General features: G+C 70.1%; 16 protein-coding genes and 4 pseudogenes. 12 read left to right on the top strand and 8 right to left on the bottom strand.

All coding sequences use genetic code 11. The annotated features are described in order from the left end of the window. The first annotated feature begins 42 nt into the window (after positions 1 to 42). From OG946_RS21965 to OG946_RS21950, 4 genes are all read left to right on the top strand, one after another. Positions 43 to 1,359: a sensor histidine kinase gene (locus OG946_RS21965; protein ID WP_326797757.1), complete on the top strand. Its 1,317-nt coding sequence runs from the start codon at positions 43 to 45 to the stop codon at positions 1,357 to 1,359. A gap of 238 nt (positions 1,360 to 1,597) precedes the next feature. After that, positions 1,598 to 2,257 (top strand): response regulator transcription factor, encoded by a 660-nt coding sequence (locus tag OG946_RS21960; protein WP_326800331.1) that lies wholly within the window; start codon positions 1,598 to 1,600, stop codon positions 2,255 to 2,257. A 240-nt stretch (positions 2,258 to 2,497) separates the two neighbouring features. Then, positions 2,498 to 4,387, top strand: a complete 1,890-nt coding sequence (locus OG946_RS21955; RefSeq protein WP_326797756.1) for a 2-oxoacid:acceptor oxidoreductase subunit alpha — start codon at positions 2,498 to 2,500, stop codon at positions 4,385 to 4,387. Continuing rightward, positions 4,380 to 5,456: a 2-oxoacid:ferredoxin oxidoreductase subunit beta gene (locus tag OG946_RS21950; RefSeq protein ID WP_326797755.1), complete on the top strand. Its 1,077-nt coding sequence runs from the start codon at positions 4,380 to 4,382 to the stop codon at positions 5,454 to 5,456. The genes OG946_RS21955 and OG946_RS21950 overlap by 8 nt, the downstream gene beginning before the upstream one ends. A gap of 79 nt (positions 5,457 to 5,535) precedes the next feature. On the opposite strand, the gene OG946_RS21945 is transcribed toward OG946_RS21950, so the two are convergent. After that, entirely contained in the window at positions 5,536 to 5,931 is a 396-nt protein-coding gene (locus tag OG946_RS21945) for a winged helix-turn-helix transcriptional regulator (RefSeq protein ID WP_326797754.1), read from the bottom strand. 75 nt (positions 5,932 to 6,006) lie between these two features. Here OG946_RS21945 and OG946_RS21940 point away from each other — a divergent pair, with 75 nt between their 5' ends. The 5 genes from OG946_RS21940 to OG946_RS21920 all read left to right on the top strand — a co-directional run bounded on the left by OG946_RS21940 (position 6,007) and on the right by OG946_RS21920 (position 10,696). Further along, positions 6,007 to 6,885 (top strand): NmrA family NAD(P)-binding protein, encoded by an 879-nt coding sequence (locus OG946_RS21940; RefSeq protein WP_326797753.1) that lies wholly within the window; start codon positions 6,007 to 6,009, stop codon positions 6,883 to 6,885. Positions 6,886 to 6,981: 96 nt separating this feature from the next. Continuing rightward, positions 6,982 to 8,022, top strand: a complete 1,041-nt coding sequence (rarD, locus tag OG946_RS21935; RefSeq protein ID WP_326797752.1) for an EamA family transporter RarD — start codon at positions 6,982 to 6,984, stop codon at positions 8,020 to 8,022. 183 nt (positions 8,023 to 8,205) lie between these two features. Continuing rightward, positions 8,206 to 8,334 carry a hypothetical protein gene (locus tag OG946_RS21930; RefSeq protein ID WP_326797751.1) on the top strand — a complete coding sequence of 43 codons (129 nt, stop codon included), beginning with the start codon at positions 8,206 to 8,208 and terminating at the stop codon, positions 8,332 to 8,334. Continuing rightward, on the top strand, positions 8,331 to 9,113 hold the full coding sequence (locus tag OG946_RS21925) for an APH(3'') family aminoglycoside O-phosphotransferase (protein ID WP_326797750.1): 783 nt from the start codon (positions 8,331 to 8,333) through the stop codon (positions 9,111 to 9,113). Before OG946_RS21930 ends, OG946_RS21925 begins: the two co-directional genes overlap by 4 nt. Before the next feature lie 389 nt (positions 9,114 to 9,502). Then, the gene (locus OG946_RS21920; protein WP_326797749.1) at positions 9,503 to 10,696 is read left to right on the top strand and encodes a M14 family zinc carboxypeptidase; all 1,194 of its coding nucleotides are present in this window, start codon (positions 9,503 to 9,505) and stop codon (positions 10,694 to 10,696) included. A 231-nt stretch (positions 10,697 to 10,927) separates the two neighbouring features. Here the strand turns inward: OG946_RS21920 and OG946_RS21915 are convergent, their stop codons facing one another. Further along, positions 10,928 to 11,383, bottom strand: coding sequence for an NUDIX domain-containing protein (locus OG946_RS21915; RefSeq protein WP_326797748.1), 456 nt, complete (start codon positions 11,381 to 11,383; stop codon positions 10,928 to 10,930). A 13-nt stretch (positions 11,384 to 11,396) separates the two neighbouring features. Next, positions 11,397 to 12,014 (bottom strand): CGNR zinc finger domain-containing protein, encoded by a 618-nt coding sequence (locus OG946_RS21910; RefSeq protein WP_326797747.1) that lies wholly within the window; start codon positions 12,012 to 12,014, stop codon positions 11,397 to 11,399. Between the two features lie 20 nt (positions 12,015 to 12,034). Between OG946_RS21910 and OG946_RS21905 the strand changes: the two genes are divergently transcribed. Next, complete coding sequence (locus tag OG946_RS21905) at positions 12,035 to 12,490, top strand: VOC family protein (protein WP_047017488.1); 456 nt, start codon at positions 12,035 to 12,037, stop codon at positions 12,488 to 12,490. A 9-nt stretch (positions 12,491 to 12,499) separates the two neighbouring features. Here the strand turns inward: OG946_RS21905 and OG946_RS21900 are convergent, their stop codons facing one another. After that, positions 12,500 to 13,948, bottom strand: coding sequence for an NF041680 family putative transposase (locus OG946_RS21900; RefSeq protein WP_326797746.1), 1,449 nt, complete (start codon positions 13,946 to 13,948; stop codon positions 12,500 to 12,502). A gap of 892 nt (positions 13,949 to 14,840) precedes the next feature. Here OG946_RS21900 and OG946_RS21895 point away from each other — a divergent pair. Then, positions 14,841 to 15,545: a hypothetical protein gene (locus OG946_RS21895; protein WP_326797745.1), complete on the top strand. Its 705-nt coding sequence runs from the start codon at positions 14,841 to 14,843 to the stop codon at positions 15,543 to 15,545. A gap of 140 nt (positions 15,546 to 15,685) precedes the next feature. Here OG946_RS21895 and OG946_RS21890 read toward each other — a convergent pair. Then, positions 15,686 to 16,480, bottom strand: a pseudogene (locus tag OG946_RS21890) (transposase family protein). Positions 16,481 to 17,656: 1,176 nt separating this feature from the next. Here OG946_RS21890 and OG946_RS21885 point away from each other — a divergent pair. Further along, a pseudogene (locus OG946_RS21885) lies at positions 17,657 to 18,239 on the top strand (transposase family protein). Between the two features lie 109 nt (positions 18,240 to 18,348). Here OG946_RS21885 and OG946_RS21880 read toward each other — a convergent pair. From OG946_RS21880 to OG946_RS21870, 3 genes and pseudogenes are all read right to left on the bottom strand, one after another. Then, a pseudogene (locus tag OG946_RS21880) lies at positions 18,349 to 19,177 on the bottom strand (IS5 family transposase). 73 nt (positions 19,178 to 19,250) lie between these two features. Beyond that, on the bottom strand, positions 19,251 to 19,673 hold the full coding sequence (locus OG946_RS21875) for a RacP protein (RefSeq protein ID WP_326797744.1): 423 nt from the start codon (positions 19,671 to 19,673) through the stop codon (positions 19,251 to 19,253). A gap of 2 nt (positions 19,674 to 19,675) precedes the next feature. Next, positions 19,676 to 20,416: pseudogene (locus tag OG946_RS21870) on the bottom strand (DUF6192 family protein); the annotation flags it as partial. Positions 20,417 to 20,559 lie beyond the last annotated feature (143 nt).

Here is a 20,559-nt window from a genome sequence, read left to right as displayed (position 1 = left end):
GACAGACCCGTCACCAGCGCTCCGGCAGAAGGACTTCCGACGATGGACAGCACCGCGTACGCACCCGAGGCCCGCCGCCCGCGGCTTCCCCTCGCCCTGCGCGCCCCCTTCGAGGCACGCACCTGGCGCGAGTTCCTCTACCACCTGCTCAGCCTGCCGGTGTCGATCGTGTTCTTCGTCTACACCATCACGATGCTGTCGCTCGGCCTCGGCCTGCTGATCACGTTCCTCGGCGTCCCGGTGCTCGCCGCGATGCTGGCCGGCTGCCGCGGCATGGGCTACTTCGAGCGGACCCGCGCCCGGCTGCTGCTGGGCGTGGACGTCGACGACCCGGAGCCGCTGAGCCGGCGGGCCTCCGGGTTCATGGGCTGGGTCGGGTCGCTGTTCCGCAGCGGCGAGTCGTGGCGGACGATGCTCTACGGGCTGCTGCACATGTTCTGGGCGGTGTGCTCCTTCGGCATCTCGGTGGCCGTGATGTTCTGGAGCTGGTCCATGGTCACGTACCCGCTGTGGCAGTGGGTCTTCCCGGCGCACTGGGGCCAGGACGGGCTCCAGGTCTACGGGAACGCCGAGGGCGACGGCTGGTACCTGGACTCGCCGCTGGAGCAGCTCTTCGCGGTCGGCGCAGGCGCGGTGTTCCTGCTCGCCTCGCCGTGGGTGGTGCGCAGCCTGTCGTACGTGGACCGGGCGATGGTCGTCGGGCTGCTGGGCCCGTCGAAGCTGGCGACCCGGGTGCAGGAGCTGGAGACGGACCGCGGGGTCGTGGTGGACACGGCGGCGGCGGACCTGCGGCGCATCGAGCGCGACCTGCACGACGGCGCGCAGGCCCGGCTCGTGGCCCTGGCGATGGACCTGGGGCTGGCCAAGGAGAAGCTGCTGGAGGACCCGGAGGCGGCGGCCGCGATGGTCGACGAGGCGCACGGCGAGGTGAAGCTCGCGCTCCAGGAGCTGCGCGACCTGGCGCGCGGCATCCACCCGGCGATCCTCACCGACCGGGGCCTCGGCCCGGCGCTGTCGGCCGTCGCCGCGCGCTGCACGGTGCCGGTCTCGGTGACGGTGGACCTGCTGGAACGGCCGGCGCAGTCGATCGAGGGCATCGCGTACTACACGACCTCCGAGCTGCTGCAGAACATCAGCAAGCACAGCGGCGGGAGCCGGGCCATGATCGACCTGTGGCGCGCGGAAGGACGGCTGATGATCCAGGTGACGGACGACGGCAACGGCGGCGCGCGGCTCGACGCGGGCTCGGGGCTCTCGGGCCTTGCGGAGCGGCTGGGCTCGGTGGACGGCCTGCTGGTCGTCGACTCGCCGCCCGGCGGCCCGACGGTGGTCACGGCGGAGCTGCCCTGGCGGGCGTGAGCGGTTCTACGGGGACGGGGCGGGCCCGCGGGCCGGCCACGTCCCCGTACGCCTGCCGCCCCTCCGCGCCCCGGCCCCGGATGTCCGCGCGGTCCCGTACGCCCGGCACCACCGCCGTTTTCCACCCTTTACCTGCCGTTATCCGCCTCCGGCACCTCCCCCGCCGCGGAATGCTGGGATGCTGGAGATCTACACATCTTCGTATGGGTTCGTAAGGGGGGCAACGGTGGAGGACAGCGTGCGGGTGGTCATCGCCGAGGATTCGGTGCTGCTCCGGGAGGGGCTCACCCGGCTGCTCACCGACCGGGGCCACGAGGTCGTCGCCGGTGTCGGCGACGGCGTGGCCCTGGTCAAGACGGTCGGGGACCTGGCCGCCGGGGGCAGCGCGCCGGACGTCGTCGTCGCCGACGTGCGGATGCCCCCGACGCACACCGACGAGGGGGTGCGCGCGGCCGTCCAACTGCGGCGCGAGCATCCGGACGTCGGTGTGCTGGTGCTCTCGCAGTACGTCGAGGAGCAGTACGCCACCGAGCTGATCGCCGGCTCCAGCCGCGGCGTCGGGTATCTGCTGAAGGACCGGGTCGCGGAGGTCCGCGAGTTCGTCGACGCCGTCGTGCGCGTCGCCGAGGGCGGCACGGCGCTCGACCCGGAGGTCGTCGCCCAGCTCCTCGGCCGCAGCCGCAAGCAGGACGTGCTGGCCGGGCTGACCCCGCGGGAGCGCGAGGTGCTGGGCCTGATGGCCGAGGGCCGGACGAACTCGGCGATCGCCGGGCAGCTCGTGGTGAGCGACGGCGCGGTGGAGAAGCACGTCAGCAACATCTTCATGAAGCTCGGCCTGGCGCCGAGTGAGGGAGATCACCGTCGGGTGCTCGCGGTCCTCACCTACCTCAACTCCTGACCGGGCCGTGCCCCGGCGCCCCGCCCCGGGCCCCGCTCCGGTGACAAGGGATTGTCACACCGGCGGATGGGGTCAAGAGGGGCATTAGATAGGGACAAAAAGGGATATAACCTGACGTCTCGCCACCGTCCAGTTTGCGGACGGACTCAGGAAGGCATGCCTAACCCGCGTACGATGTTCACTGGGTCAGGCGGTCGGAATCCCGTTCCCGAGCGGCCGCCGCGAGGGAGGTCCACGAAGGTGACCAGCGAGGTCAACAGCAAAGAGGTCAAGCGTCTGGACCGGGTGATCATCCGGTTCGCCGGTGACTCCGGAGACGGGATGCAACTGACCGGCGACCGCTTCACCTCGGAGACCGCGTCGTTCGGCAACGACCTGTCGACGCTCCCGAACTTCCCCGCCGAGATCCGCGCCCCCGCAGGCACGCTGCCGGGGGTTTCCAGTTTCCAGGTGCACTTCGCCGACCACGACATCCTCACCCCGGGCGACGCGCCCAACGTGCTGGTGGCGATGAACCCGGCCGCTCTGAAGGCGAACATCGGGGACGTTCCGCGCGGCGCCGAGGTGATCGTCAACACCGACGAGTTCAACAAGCGCGCGATGGCCAAGGTGGGCTACGAGGCGAGCCCCCTGGAGGACGGCTCCCTCGACGGGTACAGCGTGCACGAGGTGCCGCTGACCACGCTCACGGTCGAGGCGCTGAAGGAGTTCGGGCTGTCCCGCAAGGACGCGGGCCGCTCCAAGAACATGTTCGCGCTCGGCCTGCTGAGCTGGATGTACCACCGCCCCACCGAGGGCACGATCGGGTTCCTGCGGGCCAAGTTCGCGAAGAAGCCGGACATCGCCGAGGCCAACATCGCCGCCTTCCGGGCGGGGTGGAACTTCGGCGAGACGACGGAGGACTTCGCCGTCTCGTACGAGGTCGCCCCGGCGCAGTCCGCGTTCCCCGCCGGCACGTACCGCTCGATCTCGGGGAACCTGGCGCTGGCGTACGGCCTGATCGCCGCGGGGCAGCAGGCGGACCTGCCGCTCTTCCTCGGCTCGTACCCGATCACGCCCGCCTCGGACATCCTGCACGAGCTGAGCCGGCACAAGAACTTCGGCGTGCGCACCTTCCAGGCCGAGGACGAGATCGCCGGCATCGGCGCCGCGCTCGGCGCGGCCTTCGGCGGCGCGCTCGGCGTGACGACCACCTCGGGCCCCGGCGTCGCGCTGAAGGCCGAGACCGTGGGCCTGGCCGTGTCGCTGGAGCTGCCGCTGCTGATCGTGGACATCCAGCGCGGCGGCCCCTCGACCGGGCTGCCCACCAAGACCGAGCAGGCGGACCTGCTCCAGGCGATGTTCGGGCGCAACGGCGAGGCACCGGTGCCGATCGTCGCGCCGGCCACGCCGTCGGACTGCTTCACGGCGGCCCTGGACGCGGCCCGTATCGCGCTGACGTACCGCACGCCGGTGATGCTGCTCTCCGACGGCTACCTCGCCAACGGCTCCGAGCCCTGGCGGATCCCGGAGGTCGACGACCTGCCGGACCTGCGGGTGCAGTTCGCCGGCAAGCCGAACCACACCCTGGCCGACGGCACCGAGGTCTTCTGGCCGTACAAGCGCGACCCGCAGACCCTCGCCCGCCCGTGGGCGATCCCCGGCACGCCGGGCCTGGAGCACCGCATCGGCGGCATCGAGAAGGAGGACGGCTCCGGCAACATCTCGTACTCGCCGTCCAACCACGACCTGATGGTGCGCACCCGCCAGGCGAAGGTCGACGGCATCGAGGTGCCCGACATCGAGGTCGACGACCCGGAGGGCCCCTCGGGAGAAAGGGCGCGCACGCTGGTGCTGGGCTGGGGCTCGACGTACGGGCCGATCACCGCGGCCGTGCGCCGCGTGCGCCGCGCCGGCGACCACATCGCGCAGGCCCATCTGCGCTACCTCAACCCGTTCCCGGGCAACCTCGGCGAGGTGCTGGCCGCGTACGACAAGGTCGTCGTCCCCGAGATGAACCTCGGCCAGCTCGCGACCCTGGTCCGCGCCAGGTACCTCGTGGACGCCTTCTCCTACAACCAGGTCAACGGCATGCCGTTCAAGGCCGAGCAGCTCGCCACCGCCCTCAAGGAGGCCATCGACAATGGCTGAGACGACCGCCGAGGGACCGGCGATCGACGCCCTTTCGCTGATCCCCAAGGCCGAAGCCAAGCAGTCCATGAAGGACTTCAAGACGGACCAGGAAGTGCGCTGGTGCCCCGGCTGCGGCGACTACGCCGTCCTCGCCGCCGTCCAGGGGTTCATGCCTGAGCTGGGCCTCGCCAAGGAGAACATCGTCTTCGTCTCCGGCATCGGCTGCTCGTCCCGCTTCCCGTACTACATGAACACGTACGGGATGCACTCCATCCACGGCCGCGCCCCGGCCATCGCCACCGGCCTGGCCAGCACCCGGCGCGACCTGTCCGTCTGGGTCGTCACCGGCGACGGCGACGCGCTGTCCATCGGCGGCAACCACCTGATCCACGCGCTCCGCCGCAACGTCAACCTCAAGATCCTGCTCTTCAACAACCGGATCTACGGGCTGACCAAGGGGCAGTACTCGCCGACCTCCGAGGTCGGCAAGGTCACCAAGTCCACCCCGATGGGCTCGCTGGACGCGCCGTTCAACCCGGTCTCGCTGGCGCTCGGCGCGGAGGCGTCGTTCGTCGCCCGCACCGTCGACTCGGACCGCAAGCACCTCACCGAGACGCTGCGCGCGGCGGCGGCCCACCCGGGCACGGCGCTGATCGAGATCTACCAGAACTGCAACATCTTCAACGACAACGCCTTCGAGGTGCTCAAGGACCGCCAGCAGGCGCAGGAAGCGGTGATCCGGCTGCAGCACGGGCAGCCGATCCGCTTCGGCGCCGACGACCACAAGGGCGTCGTGCGGAACCCGGCCACGGGCGACCTGGAGATCGTGGAGGTGACGCCGGAGAATGAGGCGGACATCCTCGTCCACGACGCCCACGCCGCCACCCCGACCACGGCGTTCGCGCTCTCCCGGCTGGCCGACCCGAACACGCTGCACCACACGCCGATCGGCATCCTCCGGGACGTGAACCGGCAGGTGTACGACACGGAGATGGCGGAGCAGCTCGACGACGCGGTGCAGCAGAAGGGCAAGGGCGACCTTGCCGGGCTGCTCGCGGGGGGCGACACGTGGACGGTGCTCGGCTGAGCCGACCGCCGGCCGCGGGCTGACGGTCCCACGACCGCCGGTCCCCCGCCGCTACGACCCGGGCCCGGGCCTGAGCACCTCAGGCCCGGGCTTCGTCGTACCCCTCCCGGGCCGCGGTCACCGCGGGCACGCTGTCGTTCGCCCAGATCGCCAACGGCCGTACCCGCAGGGCCGCCTGCTCGCCGAGCGGGGTCAGCGAGTACTCCACGTGCGGCGGGATGACGGGCTTCGCCTCGCGCAGCACGAGGCCGTCCCGCTCCAGCGTCTGCAGGGTCTGGGCGAGCATCTTCTCGCTCACCCCGCCGATCCGCCGCCGCAGCGCGCTGAACCGCATCGTGCCCTCCAGCAGCGCGAGCAGCACCAGCACGCCCCAGCGGCTGACGACGTGCTCCATGATGTTCCGGGCGGGGCAGTCGGCCGTGATCACGTCCGGAAAGTCCCGCAGCCGGGGCGCCGCCTCTCCCTCTGCCTGCATGCTTACCTCCACACCAGTACCTTACGTGAAAGTGGGTACTTTCTCTCCGTAAGTATGCAGCTTACGGTGGTCGACATGAAGATCACCGTCACCGGAGCCACCGGACACCTCGGCCGCCACGTCATCGCCGCACTGCTGGAGCAGGTGCCCGCGGAGCGGGTGGCCGCCGTCGTACGCAGCAGGGAGAAGGCCGCGGACCTCGCGGCACGCGGGGTGGAGGTGCGGGTCGCCGACTACGACGAGCCGGCCACGCTGGCGGACGCCTTCCGCGCGGGCGAGCGGGTGCTGTTCGTCTCGGGCAACGCGGTCGGGCGGCGGGTGCCGCAGCACCGGGCCGTGGTCGACGCCGCCGCGGCGGCGCGCGTGGGGCTGCTCGCGTACACCGGCATCCTGGGCGGGCCGAAGGCGGACCTCCTGCTGGCGGACGAGCACAAGGCGACCGAGCAGCTCGTCCTCGACTCCGGCCTGCCGTACGCCTTCCTGCGCAACGGCTGGTACCACGAGAACTACACCGAGCACCTCGCCCCCGCCCTCGACAACGGCGCCGTCGTCGGCAGCGCGGGCGCCGGCCGGATCGCCGCCGCCTCCCGCGCCGACTACGCCGCCGCGGCCGCCGCGGTGCTGACCGGCGAGGGGCACGAGGGCCGGGCGTACGAGCTGAGCGGCGACACGGCGTGGAGCCTGCCGGAGTACGCGGCGGAGGTCGCCCGGCAGTCCGGCGCCCGGGTCGGCTACCGCGACCTGCCGCCCGCCGAGCACCGGCAGGTCCTGCTCGGCGCCGGGCTGCCGGAGGCGATGGCCGACGTGCTCGTCGACGTCGACGCGGCGGTCTCCCGCGGGGTGCTGGCCGGCACGTCCGGCGAGCTGTCCCGGCTCATCGGCCGGCCGACGACGCCGCTGGCGGACGCGGTCGCGGCGGGGCTCGCGGTGGTCTCGGCGACGGAGCGGCCGTAAGGACCCAAATGCTGATACAGATATGACAATGGGCTCTCGCGCCCGCTACCGTCGGCACGGCGCACGCCGTGCGGGCGGCGGAACGGGAGGGCGGCCGTGGGGTCATCAGGTGAAGCACCGGCGCGCGCGGCGAGCGAGGCCCGGCTCGGGCTCCTCTACGGCTTCGCCGCGTACGGCAGTTGGGGCGTCATCCCGCTCTTCTGGCCGCTGCTGGAACCCGCGAGCCCCGCGGAGATCCTGGCCAACCGAATGGTGTGGTCGCTGGTCGCGTGCATCCTGCTCCTGCTGGTGCTGCGCCGCTGGGCCTGGATCCGGCCGCTGCTGCGCGAGCCGCGGCGGCTGGCGCTGGTGGCGGGGGCGGCGGCGACGATCACCGTCAACTGGTTCGTCTACATCTGGGCCGTCAACTCGGGCCACGTCGTCGAGGCGGCCCTCGGCTACTTCATCAACCCCCTGGTGAGCATCGCCTTCGGCGTGCTGCTGCTGCGGGAGCGGCTGCGCGGGCTGCAGTGGATCGCGGTCGCGGTGGGCGCGGCGGCGGTCGTCGTGCTGACGGTGGGCTACGGGCGGCTGCCGTGGATCGCGCTGGTGCTGGCCTTCTCGTTCGGGACGTACGGGCTGATCAAGAAGCGGATCGGTCTTGAGGGCATCGAGTCCTTCGCGGCCGAGACGGCGGTGCAGTTCCTGCCTGCGCTGGTGTTCATGCTGATTCTGGGCGCCCGCGGGGACTCGACGTTCCACACGGAGGGGGTCGGCCACGCGCTGCTCCTCGCGAGCTGCGGCGTGATCACGGCGTTCCCCCTGATCTGCTTCGGCGCGGCGGCGGTCCGGCTGCCGCTGTCGACGATCGGCCTGATGCAGTACCTGGCGCCGACGCTGCAGTTCGTGCTGGGAGTCCTGTACTTCCGCGAGTCGATGCCGGCGGAGCGCTGGGCGGGCTTCCTGCTGGTGTGGCTGGCGCTGGCCCTGCTCACGTACGACGCGTTGCGCACGGCACGCCGCGGCCGGCTGGAGCTGCGCCGGGCGGAGGCGGAGGCGGAGGCGAGGGCGGCGGCTGCGGGCGGCGCGGCGGACGGCGAGGCGAAGGCGGAGCCGGCCGGCATGCCGGAAGCGGCGAACCCGGGCCGGCCCGCATGACCCACCGGCGGACCGGCCGGGAACCGGCAGTTCACGCCCACGCTCGCGCCTCGGCGTACGTGACGGCGGCGGCCTGACGCTCACCAGCCACGCGGCGGACGAGGCCGGCACCGGCGGCACCGACCAGCCCGGCCACTACCTGACGTACATCGACCCCGAGACCCGCGAGCTGACACCCTCGGCGTGCACGGCTTCGCCGAGCGGCTCGACGTCCACGTCGGCGGCGACGGCCGGCTCCGCGCTGAACACGCCTTCTCCGTCTTCGGCATCCCGTTCCTCGTCCTGCACTACCGAATGGACCGCAAGACATGACGCCCGACGCCTGGACCCCCGTCACCACCGGCGAGTCCGGGGCCGCCGTCTTCCGCAGCGCGGACGGCACCCGCTACGCCAAGCACGTACCCGCGACGGACCCCGCCGGCGCCGCCGCACTCGCCGAGGAGCGCGACCGCGTCGCCTGGCTGGCCGGCCAGGGCGTGCCGGGGCCCCGCGTCCTCGACTGGCACTCCGACGGCACCGGCGCCCGCCTGGTCACCGCCGCCGTCCCGGGCGTCCCCGCCGACCAGTTGCCGCCCGGCGACCTGCGGGCCTGCTGGAGCCGCATCGCGGAGGCCGTACGCGCCCTCCACGCGCTCCCCGCCGCCGACTGCCCGTACCGCAGGGACCTGGACGACGTGATCGCCACCGCCCGCGACGTCGTCGCCCGCGACGCCGTCCAGCCCGACTTCCTGCCCGAGGAACAACAGCACACCCCGCCCGCGGAGTTGCTGGCCCGCCTCGAACCCCAGCTCCCCCGGCGCCGGAAGCAGGCCGCCGGCGACACCGTCGTCTGCCACGGCGACCTCACCCTGCCCAACATCGTCCTCGACCCCGGGACCCTGGAGGTGTCGGGCTTCGTCGACCTCGGCCGCCTCGGGCTCGCCGACCGCCACAGCGACCTGGCCCTGCTCCTGGCCAACTCCCGCGAGACCTGGCCGGACGAGACCGAAGCCTGCGCCCAGGACGCGGCGTTCGCCGAGCACTACGGCACCGCGCCCGACCCCGACCGCCTCCGCTTCTACCTCCACCTCGACCCCCTCACCTGGGGCTGACCCCTCCCGGAGTTGGGTGCCGTTATGGATCCCGTAACCGAGATCGCCCGTGCCCTGGGAGCCTGCATCCTGCTCCAAGAGGGCGTGGCGGTCGTGGCCGACCCCGATGGGTCGTGAGCAACTGCCTCCGGAGTTCCAGGAGAACGCCGTGATCGGCCTCACGAGCGCGGGAATCGACCTCGCGCCGACCCGAGCAGTGGCGTTACTGCAGATCAGAGCATTTGGCGAGGAAATACCGCGAAGTGCATGGCCGTTGCAGGCTGGACGGCCGCCCGCCGGGCCAGGTGCGTATGCGACAGGAGTAACGCCTCGTTCACAGATGTCTCTTGAGCGTCTAGAGTGACGCACGCCCCCCTCAGTAGTGCCTTATGACGCCTGAGGAGCAGTGAATGTCCGCACGAAATTGGGTCGCCACACTGGCGAGCACCGCCCTGATCGCCGGCCTCTCCACCGTCGCCGCCAACGCCGCCGACAATCCCACCGTCGGCGCGATCCCGCCGGTGTCCCACTGTGGCACCGAGGCATCCGGATCCGGCAACAACGGCTTCGTCGACTATGCGCAACTGACCACCGCTCTCCGGCAGCTTGAGACCAGCACCGGCGGCACCGTCGACGTGGAGGTGGCCGGGTACTCCAACAAGGGCCGCGCCATCCACACCGCGCGCGTCGGCGAGGGCGACAAGGTCGTGTACGTGCAGACGCAGATCCACGGCAACGAGATGCACGGCACCGAGGCGGCCCTGGAGCTGCTCAAGCAGTGGGGCTCCAACAGCCCGGAGGCCAAGAAGCTACGGGAGAACGTCACCGTGGTGGTCGTCCCCCGGCTGAACGTCGACGGAGGCGAGCTCGACCAGCGGCAGAACGACATGACCTGGAACGAGGTCGTCGCCGACTTCCCGCAGCTGGCGGGTGCGTCCCCGTCGTGGAACTACAACTCCCGGGTCGGCGGTTTCGACATCAACCGTGACTTCCACCCGAACCTGGACTACGTTCCCGCCGCCGAGGACTTCCCGGGCAACAGCGCCGACACCGGCTGGTACATCACTCCCGAGGCGCAGACCTCCCGCAATGTCTACCGTTCGCTGGAGCAGGAGTTCGGCACGGTCGATTACTTCGTCGACCTGCACAACCAGTGGTCCTGCTACGCCACCGATGACATGGAGAGCATGTCGCCGCTGTCCATCTCGGCCAAGTTCATCGACAACCCGGCCGAGTTCGGCAACTGGCCCAAGTTCGACCTGGACGCCTCCAAGCGGGCCAACGTCGCCGTCTACCAGGCGCTCCAGGAGCGGGGCGAGTCCTCCTACGGCAAGCTGACCCTGTACCCCCAGTCCACCAACCTGCCGGGCACCGCGCTCGGTTCGTACCAGCTGCGCGGCTCTGCGGTGGTTCTCTTCGAGACGTCCTCGCAGACCCAGTACGACGGCATGAAGCGCAACGGCATGCTCGCCAAGATAGTGGAGACCGGGCTCGGCGGCCTGGTCGACGCCGTCGCGGACGGCTCGGTGAACTCCCTCGACACGGGCGTCTACGACACCATCCCGAACCGCGTCACGCTGCCTTCCGACGGCCCCCGCGCCTGACGGACCGGACTGCCCGCGGCATCGCCCGGTGGTCCGCTTCTCCCCTGGCTCCGCACCGGCACTTCGGTCCGGAGCCGGGGGAACCACCGCCCTGCCGGGAGATGCCGCTTCATGCCCGCCGGACCGCGGACCCGCCCTGCGCCGCGGCGAGCGCCGCGTCGGTACCGGCGGCGGCCAGGTCACTTCGACGGCGGCTTCACCGCGGTCTTCCTGGTCCCCGCCGACTGACCCTCACGCCGGAGTGCCCGCCCTGATCAGCCGGACGTGCGCCTCCTGGAGCCCCTCCGGGAGCGCGTCCGGGCTGAACCATTCCGCCGCCAGGATCTCGAAGCCGTCGAGCTTGAGCGTTCCGCCCACGTGCAGTGCCTCGTACGCGATCTCCGCGCGGAGGCGGTAGCCGCTGGTCACCTGGACCAGCCGGCCGGGTACGACGTCGAGGCCGGTCTCCTCCCGGACCTCGCGCACGACGGTCTGCGGGAACTCCTCGCCCTTGACCGCGAAGCCGGTCGGCAGGCCCCAGGGGCGGGAGTCGGGCCACATGCGGTGCTTGAGCAGCAGCACCCGGCCCTGTTCGTTCCGCACCACACCCGTCACGCCGATCATGAACTTGGCCTGGGTGAGCCACAGGATCCGCCACTGCAGGGGGCCGCGCAGGAGTTTCCAGGCCCGGGCGACGACACGCTTCATATGCCGCATCTTGTCAGGAGTGGTCCGCTTCGCGCCGGGCTCTGAGGGTGCGGACCTTGTGGCGGTTGCCGCAGCGCTCCATGGAGCACCAGCGGCGGCGGCCCGGGCGGGAGGTGTCGGCGAAGAGGAGGTAGCAGCGCTCGCCAGCGCACTCGCGGATGCGGTGGGCGTACGGGCCGGAGAAGAGGTCCACCGCGTCGCGGGCGACCGTCGCCAGGAGCCGGGCCGTCGTCGCAGGTCCCGGGGCCCAGGACGGGGTGCCGTCGGGAGTGAGGCGGGGGGCCAGCGGGGGTTCGGCCGCGGCGGCGTTGAGGACGGCGAGGTCCGCGGCGGGGAGGGGGGCGGCGTGGGCGCGGGCCTGGGTGAGGCGGAAGAGGGCGTCGCGCAGGTGGCGTACGGCCGGTACGTCGTCGTCGGTGACCGCCAGCTCCGGCACCGGGCGCAGCCTGCTCGCCGCCGCCCACGCCGCGACGTCCGCGGGGGTGTGCAGCACCTCGTACCGCGTGAAGGGGCCCGGGCCGCCGGTCGTCAGCAACTCCAGGCTGAGCGCGCCCGGATCGAAGCGGAAGACCTGGCCGTCCGGGGGTCGCATCTCGATGCCCGGGGCGCGGGCGCTTGCCTCGTCCACCATGTAACCAGTATAACCGGTACATGGTTCCCACGCACTGGAAGCTCGTCATCGACGCCACCGACCCGCACGCCCAGGCCGACTTCTGGGCCGCCGCCCTCGGCTACGAGGTGGAGGACAACAGCCCGCTCATCGAGCAACTCCTCACCGCGGGCGCCGTCCCCGAGGACGTGCTGACCCGCCACCGCGACCGCCGCGCCTGGCGCACCGCCGCCGCCGTCCGGCACCCCGACGACCCGTACGACCCCACCTCCGGCACCGGACTCGGCCGCCGGCTGCTCTTCAACCAGGTCCCCGAGCCCAAGCCCGCCCACAAGAACCGCCTGCACCTCGACCTCCACCCCGAGTCCGGGCGGCGCGAGGAGGAGACGGCCCGGCTCGCGGAGCTGGGGGCCGCCGTCGTACGGCACGTGAAGGAACAGGGCGGCGAGTGGACCGTCATGACGGACCCGGAGGGGAACGAGTTCTGTGTGCACTGAGCTTGTGCTTTATCCACCGGTCCGTGATCGTTCTTTGATGCTCTCGGGCCGTTTGGCGGTTTTGCCGACGTTGTGGTGGGTGGCGGGGTGTCGGTTCTTGGAGCCGGGAGGGCGGCCGGGGCCTGGCCGGGAGGGTTTCGGTGCACGAGCCGGGCAGGTCAAGTGCGGGCGGAGGTTTCTGAACCCCCGGCGGACTCGGGCCGGGGTCAGACGGCCGGGCTGAGCGGGTCGTTCCCAGGGGTGGCGGAGATCCCCGGCTGCCTCACGAAGGAGGCGGAGCTGGGTGTGGGCGGCGATCACGAGCCAGGTCCAGCGGTCGGCGGCCGCGGGGGCCCGGAGCTTAGGGCGGGTCCAGCCCAGGGTCTGCTTGATCATCCGGAAGGTGTGCTCCAGATCGAAGCGGCGGAGGAACGCCTGCCAGCGGATGTCGATGTCGTCGCCGGCCAGGCCGGTGGCTGAGGACCACAGCCAGACCGGGAGGGGATCGTTCCCGCCGGGCAGGCGGTCGACCTGGAGCCGGATCTGGGTGCCCTCGATGACGGGGAGCTCGGCGGTGTGGTCGATCCACGCGGAGCGAGTGGTCAGCCTGGGGTGGATGCGGTTCCAGGCCATTGCGCGGGCGGTGCCGTAGCGGTCGGTGACCTGCACCGTTGCCGCGTCCGGGTCACCCCAGGTCTCCGGTTTGGCGAAGCGGAACTCCCCGCCGTGCTTCGGTGGACGCCCGCCATAGGGGTGGGCGAGGTGGAACTCCTCCCGGGAGGGCGCCGGCCGGCGCATCACGCGGTCCGCCCGCATCCGCCCGAGGACTTCCACCGGGAGCCCCGCCAGGAGGTGGGCCATGCGCGGGGCGTCGTAGCCGGCGTCGAAGACGACCAGGACCTCGCGGTCGCCGGTCTTCCAGCGGCCCATGCCGATCAGGTCCTCGACGATCCGGCGGACCTGGGCGGCGGTGACCTCGGCGACGTCGTCGGCCGGGCCCAGCCGGACAGCGTCCAGGAGCTGGCACCAGGATGTGCGGCCTGTCTCCAGCGCGGCCACGAACGAGTAGGGCCAGCCCGGCACGAACTGGTCCGAGGACCGGCCGCTACGGCCGTAGACGTGACAGAACAGGCGCTCTGGGCTGGTGGAGGCGTCAGGGCGGAGCCAGTGGGTGACGTCGACAGCGAGGACCAGGCGCCCGTCGGCGGCCCTGGGCTGTGGCAGGCCGGCCAGTACCTGCCGCAGCCGGGGCACGTCGATCTCCCCGCGGTTCAGCGCGGAGTACATCGCGCCGTGCCCGCGCCGGTGTTCGGCCGTCAAGGTCAGGTCCACCGGTGCGGTTACCGGACCGTCTTTGCACAACAGCGCGTCGGCCAGCTCGAACAGCGCGTCCCCGCGGACGGTCAGGCAGTCGAAGAAGTCGTCCCGGAAGTGTGACGCCAGCGCGAACGGGCCCCGCCCGGCTTCGTGATGCAGCAAACTCGTTCCCCCACGGCCTTTGTGCTGGTCAGTGCATCCTTGGTCGGAGCACAGGATCAGCCGAAGGCCGTGACCACGTCCGGTGAATCCCCTACCGAGTGACCGCGTACGGGACGCCGTTCGAAGCCGGTGGATAAAGCACAAGCTGAGAGCCTGTTTTCGATCCCTGGTCGGTCGGCGCGGCGACTATCCGTCCGTCGGCCGGGGTTCTGAAGCAGGCAGGTGGCTATTGCGTTATGAAGGTGAGGGTTCGTCATACTGAGGAGGCTTCGTGTCGCTCGATCATCTGCCTGAGAACGTTAGTAGTCTTTCCATGCAGCAGCCTGCGGTGCTGGAGGAGACCGGTGACTCGCGTTTCCTGACGTCTCCGTCACCAAACAGCCTTGAGGGGTAACCCCTCTCATCTGCATCAGGTGTGGAACGACTCTGTACAGGCTGGCCTAAATAGCCATCGTCGCGACGACGGCTATATGCACACGCATACGGAGTGGCGGGTGTCTCCGTTGGGTGGGGGACCGCCAGCAGCACTACTGCGTGGCAAGGGTTCATGGGGCCAGCGTGAACTTCGGCAATCTTATGGGGCATTATGGATCGCGGATGCTGTTCTCCAGAGAGGGCTTGACATGATTCATCGGTCACGTGGAGAAACCTGGGCACCGCTGTGCCCGCAGAATCGTGTAGCGGAACATATCTCGGGGGAATTGCCGTGGTACTCGTAGCACCCTCAAGGTCCGCTGCCACCGTACTCGGGTCCGCCTCAGCGGGAGGGGCGGCCAATGCGCAGTGCCGGTGCTGGGCGAGCAGCCTTGACTCCAGGGGCTTTTGAACCATGTAGACAGTTGATGCGTTGTGGTGAGGTGAGAAGCAGTCTTCTGTTGGAGGGTCCATGCCTTTGAGTGACTATCTGCCCGCCAATGTGGATGAGCTTTCGTCTCAGCAACGGGCGGCGCTGGAAGAGACCGGGGACTGGCGGGTTATGTCATCTCCGTCGCCGAATAGCTTGCGTGGAGACGATGCGCAGCTGCATCGGGTGTGGAACGATTCCGTGATCGCTGGCCGTGACGGCCACGATGTTGACCTGGAATATGTTCGAGAGGAGGTGGACTGGCGCACGGCTCATGGCGGAAGCAGCGAGGAGAACTTTCAACTGGTGACTCGCGTGCACGGGGCAGGCATCGACTTCGGCCGACTAGTGAGTGTCCATGGGTCCGCAGATGCTGTAGTGCAAAGTCGACTGAACGCAATTCACCGGTCGCATGGAAATACTGAGCCCCCTGCTTATATCCCGCCACCGCAATACTCCCCCGGAGTGGCGATGGAACTTATGCCGCCTGGTGCGGCGGCACGGCGTTCCGATGCTTCCCAACCAGAGCAGCTTCCTGCCTATGACGGCGGTGGGCACCGGCCCACCGCCGCCCAAATAGAGGCGTACGAGGCGGCAGCCAGCGACCGGCCGGTGATGGTCATGACCTCGGAAGAGCAGCAGATGAGGGCTGCTTTGCGTGCCTCCCTTGACGATCGTCAAGGCGCCTCGCAGCGACCGGTGCCTGCTGCGCAGACGTACCAGCCCTCGACTTCGAGGTCGCCCAGCCGGTAGGTTCCCAGCATTTCCCCAGACCAGAATTCGAACAGGGGGTTTGGGTGGCAAAGTCGGCCGGTCAACAGCTGCCGGTTCGACCTCGATGTTGCCGGTCGCGCTGGGAGCGCGAAGCCGCTGACAGGGAGCTGTTTCCAACCTCACCGTGAGGTCGCGAGTTCCAGGAACAGGGTGGCGCGGATGATGTCGGTGATGCGGCGGCCGGTGCTGCAACGCAGCTTGCGCAGCAGGCGCCAGCTCTTGAGGATGGCCATGGCCTGCTCGCCGAGCGCGCGGATCTTCGCGTGGGCGCGGTTGACAGCTTGCTGACCAGCGGAGAGCTTGTGCCACCGGCCTCGGAAAGGCACGCGAACGGTGCCGTCGGCGCCTTGGTAGCCCTTGTCGGCCCAGCAGGGCAGATCGGCCGCGGCCAGGGCGGCGATGATGCCGTGGGTGCGGGCGGCCTTGAGGTCGTGGATAGCGCCGGGCAGCGCGGGCGAGGCCCACAACAGCTTCCCAAACGGATCGGTGATCACCTGCACGTTCATCCCGTGCCGCTTGTGTTTCCCGGAGTAGAAGGGGCGGTCGGCGGCGGTGCGGTCGATCGGCGGCAGGGTGCCGTCGAGGATGACGTACGCCTTGGTGGCGGCAGCTTGTCTCGCCTTGCTGAGGGTCGGGGCGAGCGGGGCGAGGACCTCGATGGCCTCGGTGACATAGCGGTGCGTGGTGGCCAGGCCGACGCCGAGCCGGCGGCGGGCTGGGCGAAGGTGTGGCCGCAGCGCAGATGCGCCAGGGCCAGCAGAAGCCCGGCGGCCGCAGGTCAGGCGCCGCCAGCGGGTGCCGTTCATGCGATGCCGGGCGGCCAGCTCACGGCGTAGCAGCCGCAGTGCGGAAATGGACAGATCCAGCCCGGACGGGTAGACAGCACAGCGAAGCCCCTGGCAGCGACGGTTGATCTTGATCGGCAACCTATCTACCAGGAGCTTCGTCGTTCCGTCAGCCGAACTGCCCAACATCAACGGCAGGTTGGAAGAGCCGCCGTGAGTCCTGCGATGCGCGGGACCAGGTTCGTCGTCAGCCGGGCGACGTCCGGCAGAGTCTTTGAACTAGGAAGACCGACCATGCGTAGTGCCTGGCAGTCCCATGCGTCGATCCCGCGTTGAAGGGAGCGGGGTGATACTCGCCGTGTGGAGGCAGCCTGCTCGTGGTGAGGAGGCTCGGTTGATAAGAAAGGGTGATTATGCCAGAGAGTCTGTCTGTGGCCGAGCTGGAGGAAGCCGCATATGAGCGCTGCTTTCTCGACGACCCGCCGTACAGTATGCGCGGAAATGACCCCTCAGCTGCACCAGTTGTGGGATTACTATAAGGCTTCCGGGATACGGAACGGCGACGCCGGTTTGACCGCAGCATTTTTGGCCCCTGAGCTGTTGCCGATGGCGGAGCAACGGGTCGCCGACGGCACTGCACGGGAGGACAGCGTTGAAGACGAGCACGCGCACCTCGACAATGTAAGGAGACGGGCGCAGACGTTCGGCGCTCTGGTGGCGGAACGTGGGTCGGAAGAGGCCGCCCTGGAATATCAGAGGCAGCGGTATGCACCGATAGAAACCCGGGCACAATGGGAGGCGCGTGCTGCGGCGGAAGCCAGGGCCCGAATGATGGAAGCGAGGGCTGCGGCCCAGGCCCAGATGCCAACCACCCGTTCGTGGAACCCGGGTGGGGCGGTCTCTCCGCTCAGTGCTGAGGGCCTGGCATCTGCCCGCTCCTTGCCGGCGCATCCGTACTCTCGTGAACCGATTCCCGGACATGAGCTGCCGCCTGCGTACAGGAGCCGATCGAACTCGCCGTCCCCGTCCCGGCGCTCCTCTGGCGGCAGGTGAGTGCCGGTACTTGATCCCAGGCGAGCCGTTCGCCATCTGCGATGCCGAACGGGTCTGGTTCGGGTGGTTGGCCGGTGTGGTGGAGGGGACGCTTTGCTGGTCGGGCGGACGGTTCGTCGGCGGCAGTGGGAGGACCGATGCAGTGTGCCTGTTCAACCTCGTGTGGGTGATGGGGCGTTGGGCTGACAGCGCGGTGAAGCCGCTGGTAGATGGGTTTTCGACCAAGAGAACCGTCGCCACCAGAGGCTTCGCATGCTTCTCTACCCGTCCGGGATCGACGTGTCCAGCTCCGTTCTGAGCTTCCTGTCCGCCCGGCTGCGGGAGCTTCGTCGGCAACACGGCACCCGCTGGAGGCGGCTGACCCCCGGTCGTCAGGCCCTGCTCACCCTCGCGCACCTGCGGTGCGGGCACACCTACGCCCAGCTCGCCGCCGGGTTCAGCGTCGGCACCGCCACCGCCTACCGGTACATCGCCGAGGCCGTCGATGTCCTGGCCGCCCCCGCACCCACTCTCACCGAGGCGGTGAAGACCGCCGCCACCAAGGCATTCGTGATTCTGGACGGCACGCTGCTGCCGATCGACCGCATCGCCGCCGACCGGCCCTTCCACTACGGCAAGCACAAGAGGCACGGCATGAGCGTGCAGGCCCATCACCGACCCGGCGGGACGGCCAGCAAGCCGTCAATCGCTCGCACGCGAAGATCCGCGCACTTGCCGAACAGGCGATGGCCACCCTCAAGACCTGGCGGCTTCTACGCAAGCTGCGGTGCTCCACCACCCGCATCACCAGCTCGTCCAAGCCGTCCTCACCCTGCACCTGACCTGCTCAAATTGAGGATGGAAAACGCTCAGGCTTTCGGTGGCGGTAGGAGAGTGGCGCTCAGGGCCGGGATCCAGGCTTGCTGATCTCTTGGTGGCACTGCTGACCGTCAGTGCCGCAATGATCAGCCGCGGTGGGCTTCGCGGGAGGCTGGCTGACCGCTTCTGCGGGTGAGTCGTCTGGTCATGAGGGTGATGGCGGCCCAGGTGATGAGGGTTTCGGAGTGCTGGACGAGGCGTTCGTAGTCGCGTGCGTGGCGGCGGGCGTGCATGATCCATGCCAGGCTGCGTTCGACGACCCAGCGGCGGGGCAGCACGACGAAGCCGGAGGTGTCTTTCGGGCGGCTGACCGGTTTGATGGTCAGGTTCAGGTGTTTCTTCGCCCAGGTGATGAGGTGTCCGGCGTAGGCGGAGTCGGCCCAGACGATGGTGATTTCGGGGTGCATCAGCCGCAGGCGGAAGAGGACTTCCTTCGCGGCGGCGGAGTCGTGGAGGTCGGCGGGGGTGACCATGACCAGCAGCGGCAGGCCGCGGGTGTCGACCACCAGGTGCCGCTTGCGGCTTCCCGGCGTCGTAGCCGCGGGAGTCGTGGCCGACGGTGGAGGCGGCCTTGACGGACTGCGAGTCGATGACGGTGGCGACCGCGCGGTGTCCTTTGCCCATCTCGCGGCGGATCCGTGCGGCGAGTTGGTCGCGGATCTGGCCGGTGACGCCGGCGGCGGCCCAGCGGGCCATGAAACCCCAGACCGTGCGCCATGGAGGGTAGTCCAGCGGGAGGGACCGCCATTTGCAGCCGGTGTCGACCACGTAGCGGATGGCGTCGACGATCTCGCGGCGGGGGTGCTTCTCCGGCCGGCCACCGGCGGGTGTGTCGCAGGCCGGGACCGGAAGCAGGGGCTCGATCAGCCCCCACTCTGCGTCGGTGGTGTCGGAGGGATAGCGGCGGCGGCGCATGGCGGGGTGTCCTCAAGGCCGGGGGCTGCGGGGCGCCCGGCAGGAGTCCCAGGACACGTGCGCCCCCCAGCGGTCAGGGGTGGGTGTGGATCATGTCGAGGGTGGATTCGATGGAGTTGAGCTGGGCGACGATGTACTTCGCCCACTTGTCACCCGGGTGGGCCCTGGCGTGCGGGCCGACGGTGCCGGCCAGGAACCGGCGCAGCTCGGTGAGCTTCTCCTTGAGGACCGCCCGCTCGTATGCCTGAAGCGCCGGCCGTTCGGCGCCGAGCTGGTAGCCGTCCGCACGTGTCCAGATCAGCGGAGGCCAGCCCTTCTCCTCGGCCTGGTCCTTCAACGCCGCCAGCCCGGAGCGGGTCTGGCTGGCGGACAGGCCGCTGGCGCGGGTCAACTGGGGAAACAGAAGTCCGGCCGGGCGTGCCTCGAAGAGCACGAAGCGGATGGTGTCGGCGTGCCGCCGGGCGGCATCACCGCGGCGCCGCGAGGCGCGCGGCATCGTTATTCGCCCCGCAGGATGCGGGCAAGCGCCTCGTCCATGTCGACCTTGCCGGTGTCCACCGCGGTCTCGATCCAGTCGAGCGTCGCGCGGACGCGGGCGACGTTCTCGTGGACGATGGTGCGTTCGTCGTCGGCGAGCTGCCGGTCGCGCAGGCCGGGGACGGTGCGGCCGGCCGCGGCGACGAAGGCGTGGCAGGCGGTGACCAGGTCCAGGAACTCCACCGTCTTCTCGATCTTGCGGATCGCCGGTGCGACCTCGCTGGTGCCCTCGTCGAGGTCCTCGCGGGCCTGCCGGTGGCGCTCGTTTTGGGCCTGGTTGACCTGGAAGCGGGCGGTGTCGTCGCTCATCGCCTTGAACGCCACGTCCGGCCGGCGCAGAAGATGGGCGGCGGTGCTCGCCGCGACCGTCTCATCGCGCGTGAACTCCTGCACCACCCGGGACTTCTCCGCCTCCGGGACCCGGGCGGCGACCTGGGGGCGCTTGAGGAAGTCGGTGGTGACCGTCGCGGCGACGTCCTCGTCCCGGGCGAGGGAGTGGATCGCGGTGACCTTCTCCTGCGCGGAGACGGGGTTGTCCACCTGGCGGCCGACGCGCCGGCTGGCGTCGTCCGCGGTCCATCGGCTCTTGCCTGCCGGCGGGGCGTTGACGGCCGCGAATCGCTCGGCCTCGTCATCGATGCTGGCCAGGATCCGGTGCGACCGGCACCGGCAAGCCACCGGGCCCCGCACTCCGGGCACTCGACCCCACCGGCGCCATCCCGCTCGAACGCCACCCGCTTCCGCAGCCGACGCTCAAACCGCCACTGCCTGGCACGACACGACGCCGAGCAGAACACCGCATCACGCCGCACACCAACTCGCAGCGGCTCGCCACAAGCCCGGCA

Origin of the sequence: Streptomyces sp. NBC_01808 (genome assembly GCF_035917395.1) — a bacterium.
GTDB lineage: Bacteria > Actinomycetota > Actinomycetes > Streptomycetales > Streptomycetaceae > Streptomyces.
The sequence above is the reverse complement of the archived record's forward strand: the minus strand, read 5'-3'. Positions and strand labels throughout refer to the sequence as shown.

Coding starts and splice junctions, on each gene's coding strand:
- OG946_RS21920 (WP_326797749.1), top strand. CDS start 9,503: ATGTCCGCACGAAATTGGGTCGCCACACTGGCGAGCACCGCCCTGATC.
- OG946_RS21905 (WP_047017488.1), top strand. CDS start 12,035: ATGGTTCCCACGCACTGGAAGCTCGTCATCGACGCCACCGACCCGCAC.
- OG946_RS21875 (WP_326797744.1), bottom strand. CDS start 19,673: ATGCCGCGCGCCTCGCGGCGCCGCGGTGATGCCGCCCGGCGGCACGCC.
- OG946_RS21940 (WP_326797753.1), top strand. CDS start 6,007: ATGAAGATCACCGTCACCGGAGCCACCGGACACCTCGGCCGCCACGTC.
- OG946_RS21915 (WP_326797748.1), bottom strand. CDS start 11,383: ATGAAGCGTGTCGTCGCCCGGGCCTGGAAACTCCTGCGCGGCCCCCTG.
- OG946_RS21950 (WP_326797755.1), top strand. CDS start 4,380: ATGGCTGAGACGACCGCCGAGGGACCGGCGATCGACGCCCTTTCGCTG.
- OG946_RS21965 (WP_326797757.1), top strand. CDS start 43: ATGGACAGCACCGCGTACGCACCCGAGGCCCGCCGCCCGCGGCTTCCC.
- OG946_RS21945 (WP_326797754.1), bottom strand. CDS start 5,931: ATGCAGGCAGAGGGAGAGGCGGCGCCCCGGCTGCGGGACTTTCCGGAC.
- OG946_RS21910 (WP_326797747.1), bottom strand. CDS start 12,014: ATGGTGGACGAGGCAAGCGCCCGCGCCCCGGGCATCGAGATGCGACCC.
- OG946_RS21925 (WP_326797750.1), top strand. CDS start 8,331: ATGACGCCCGACGCCTGGACCCCCGTCACCACCGGCGAGTCCGGGGCC.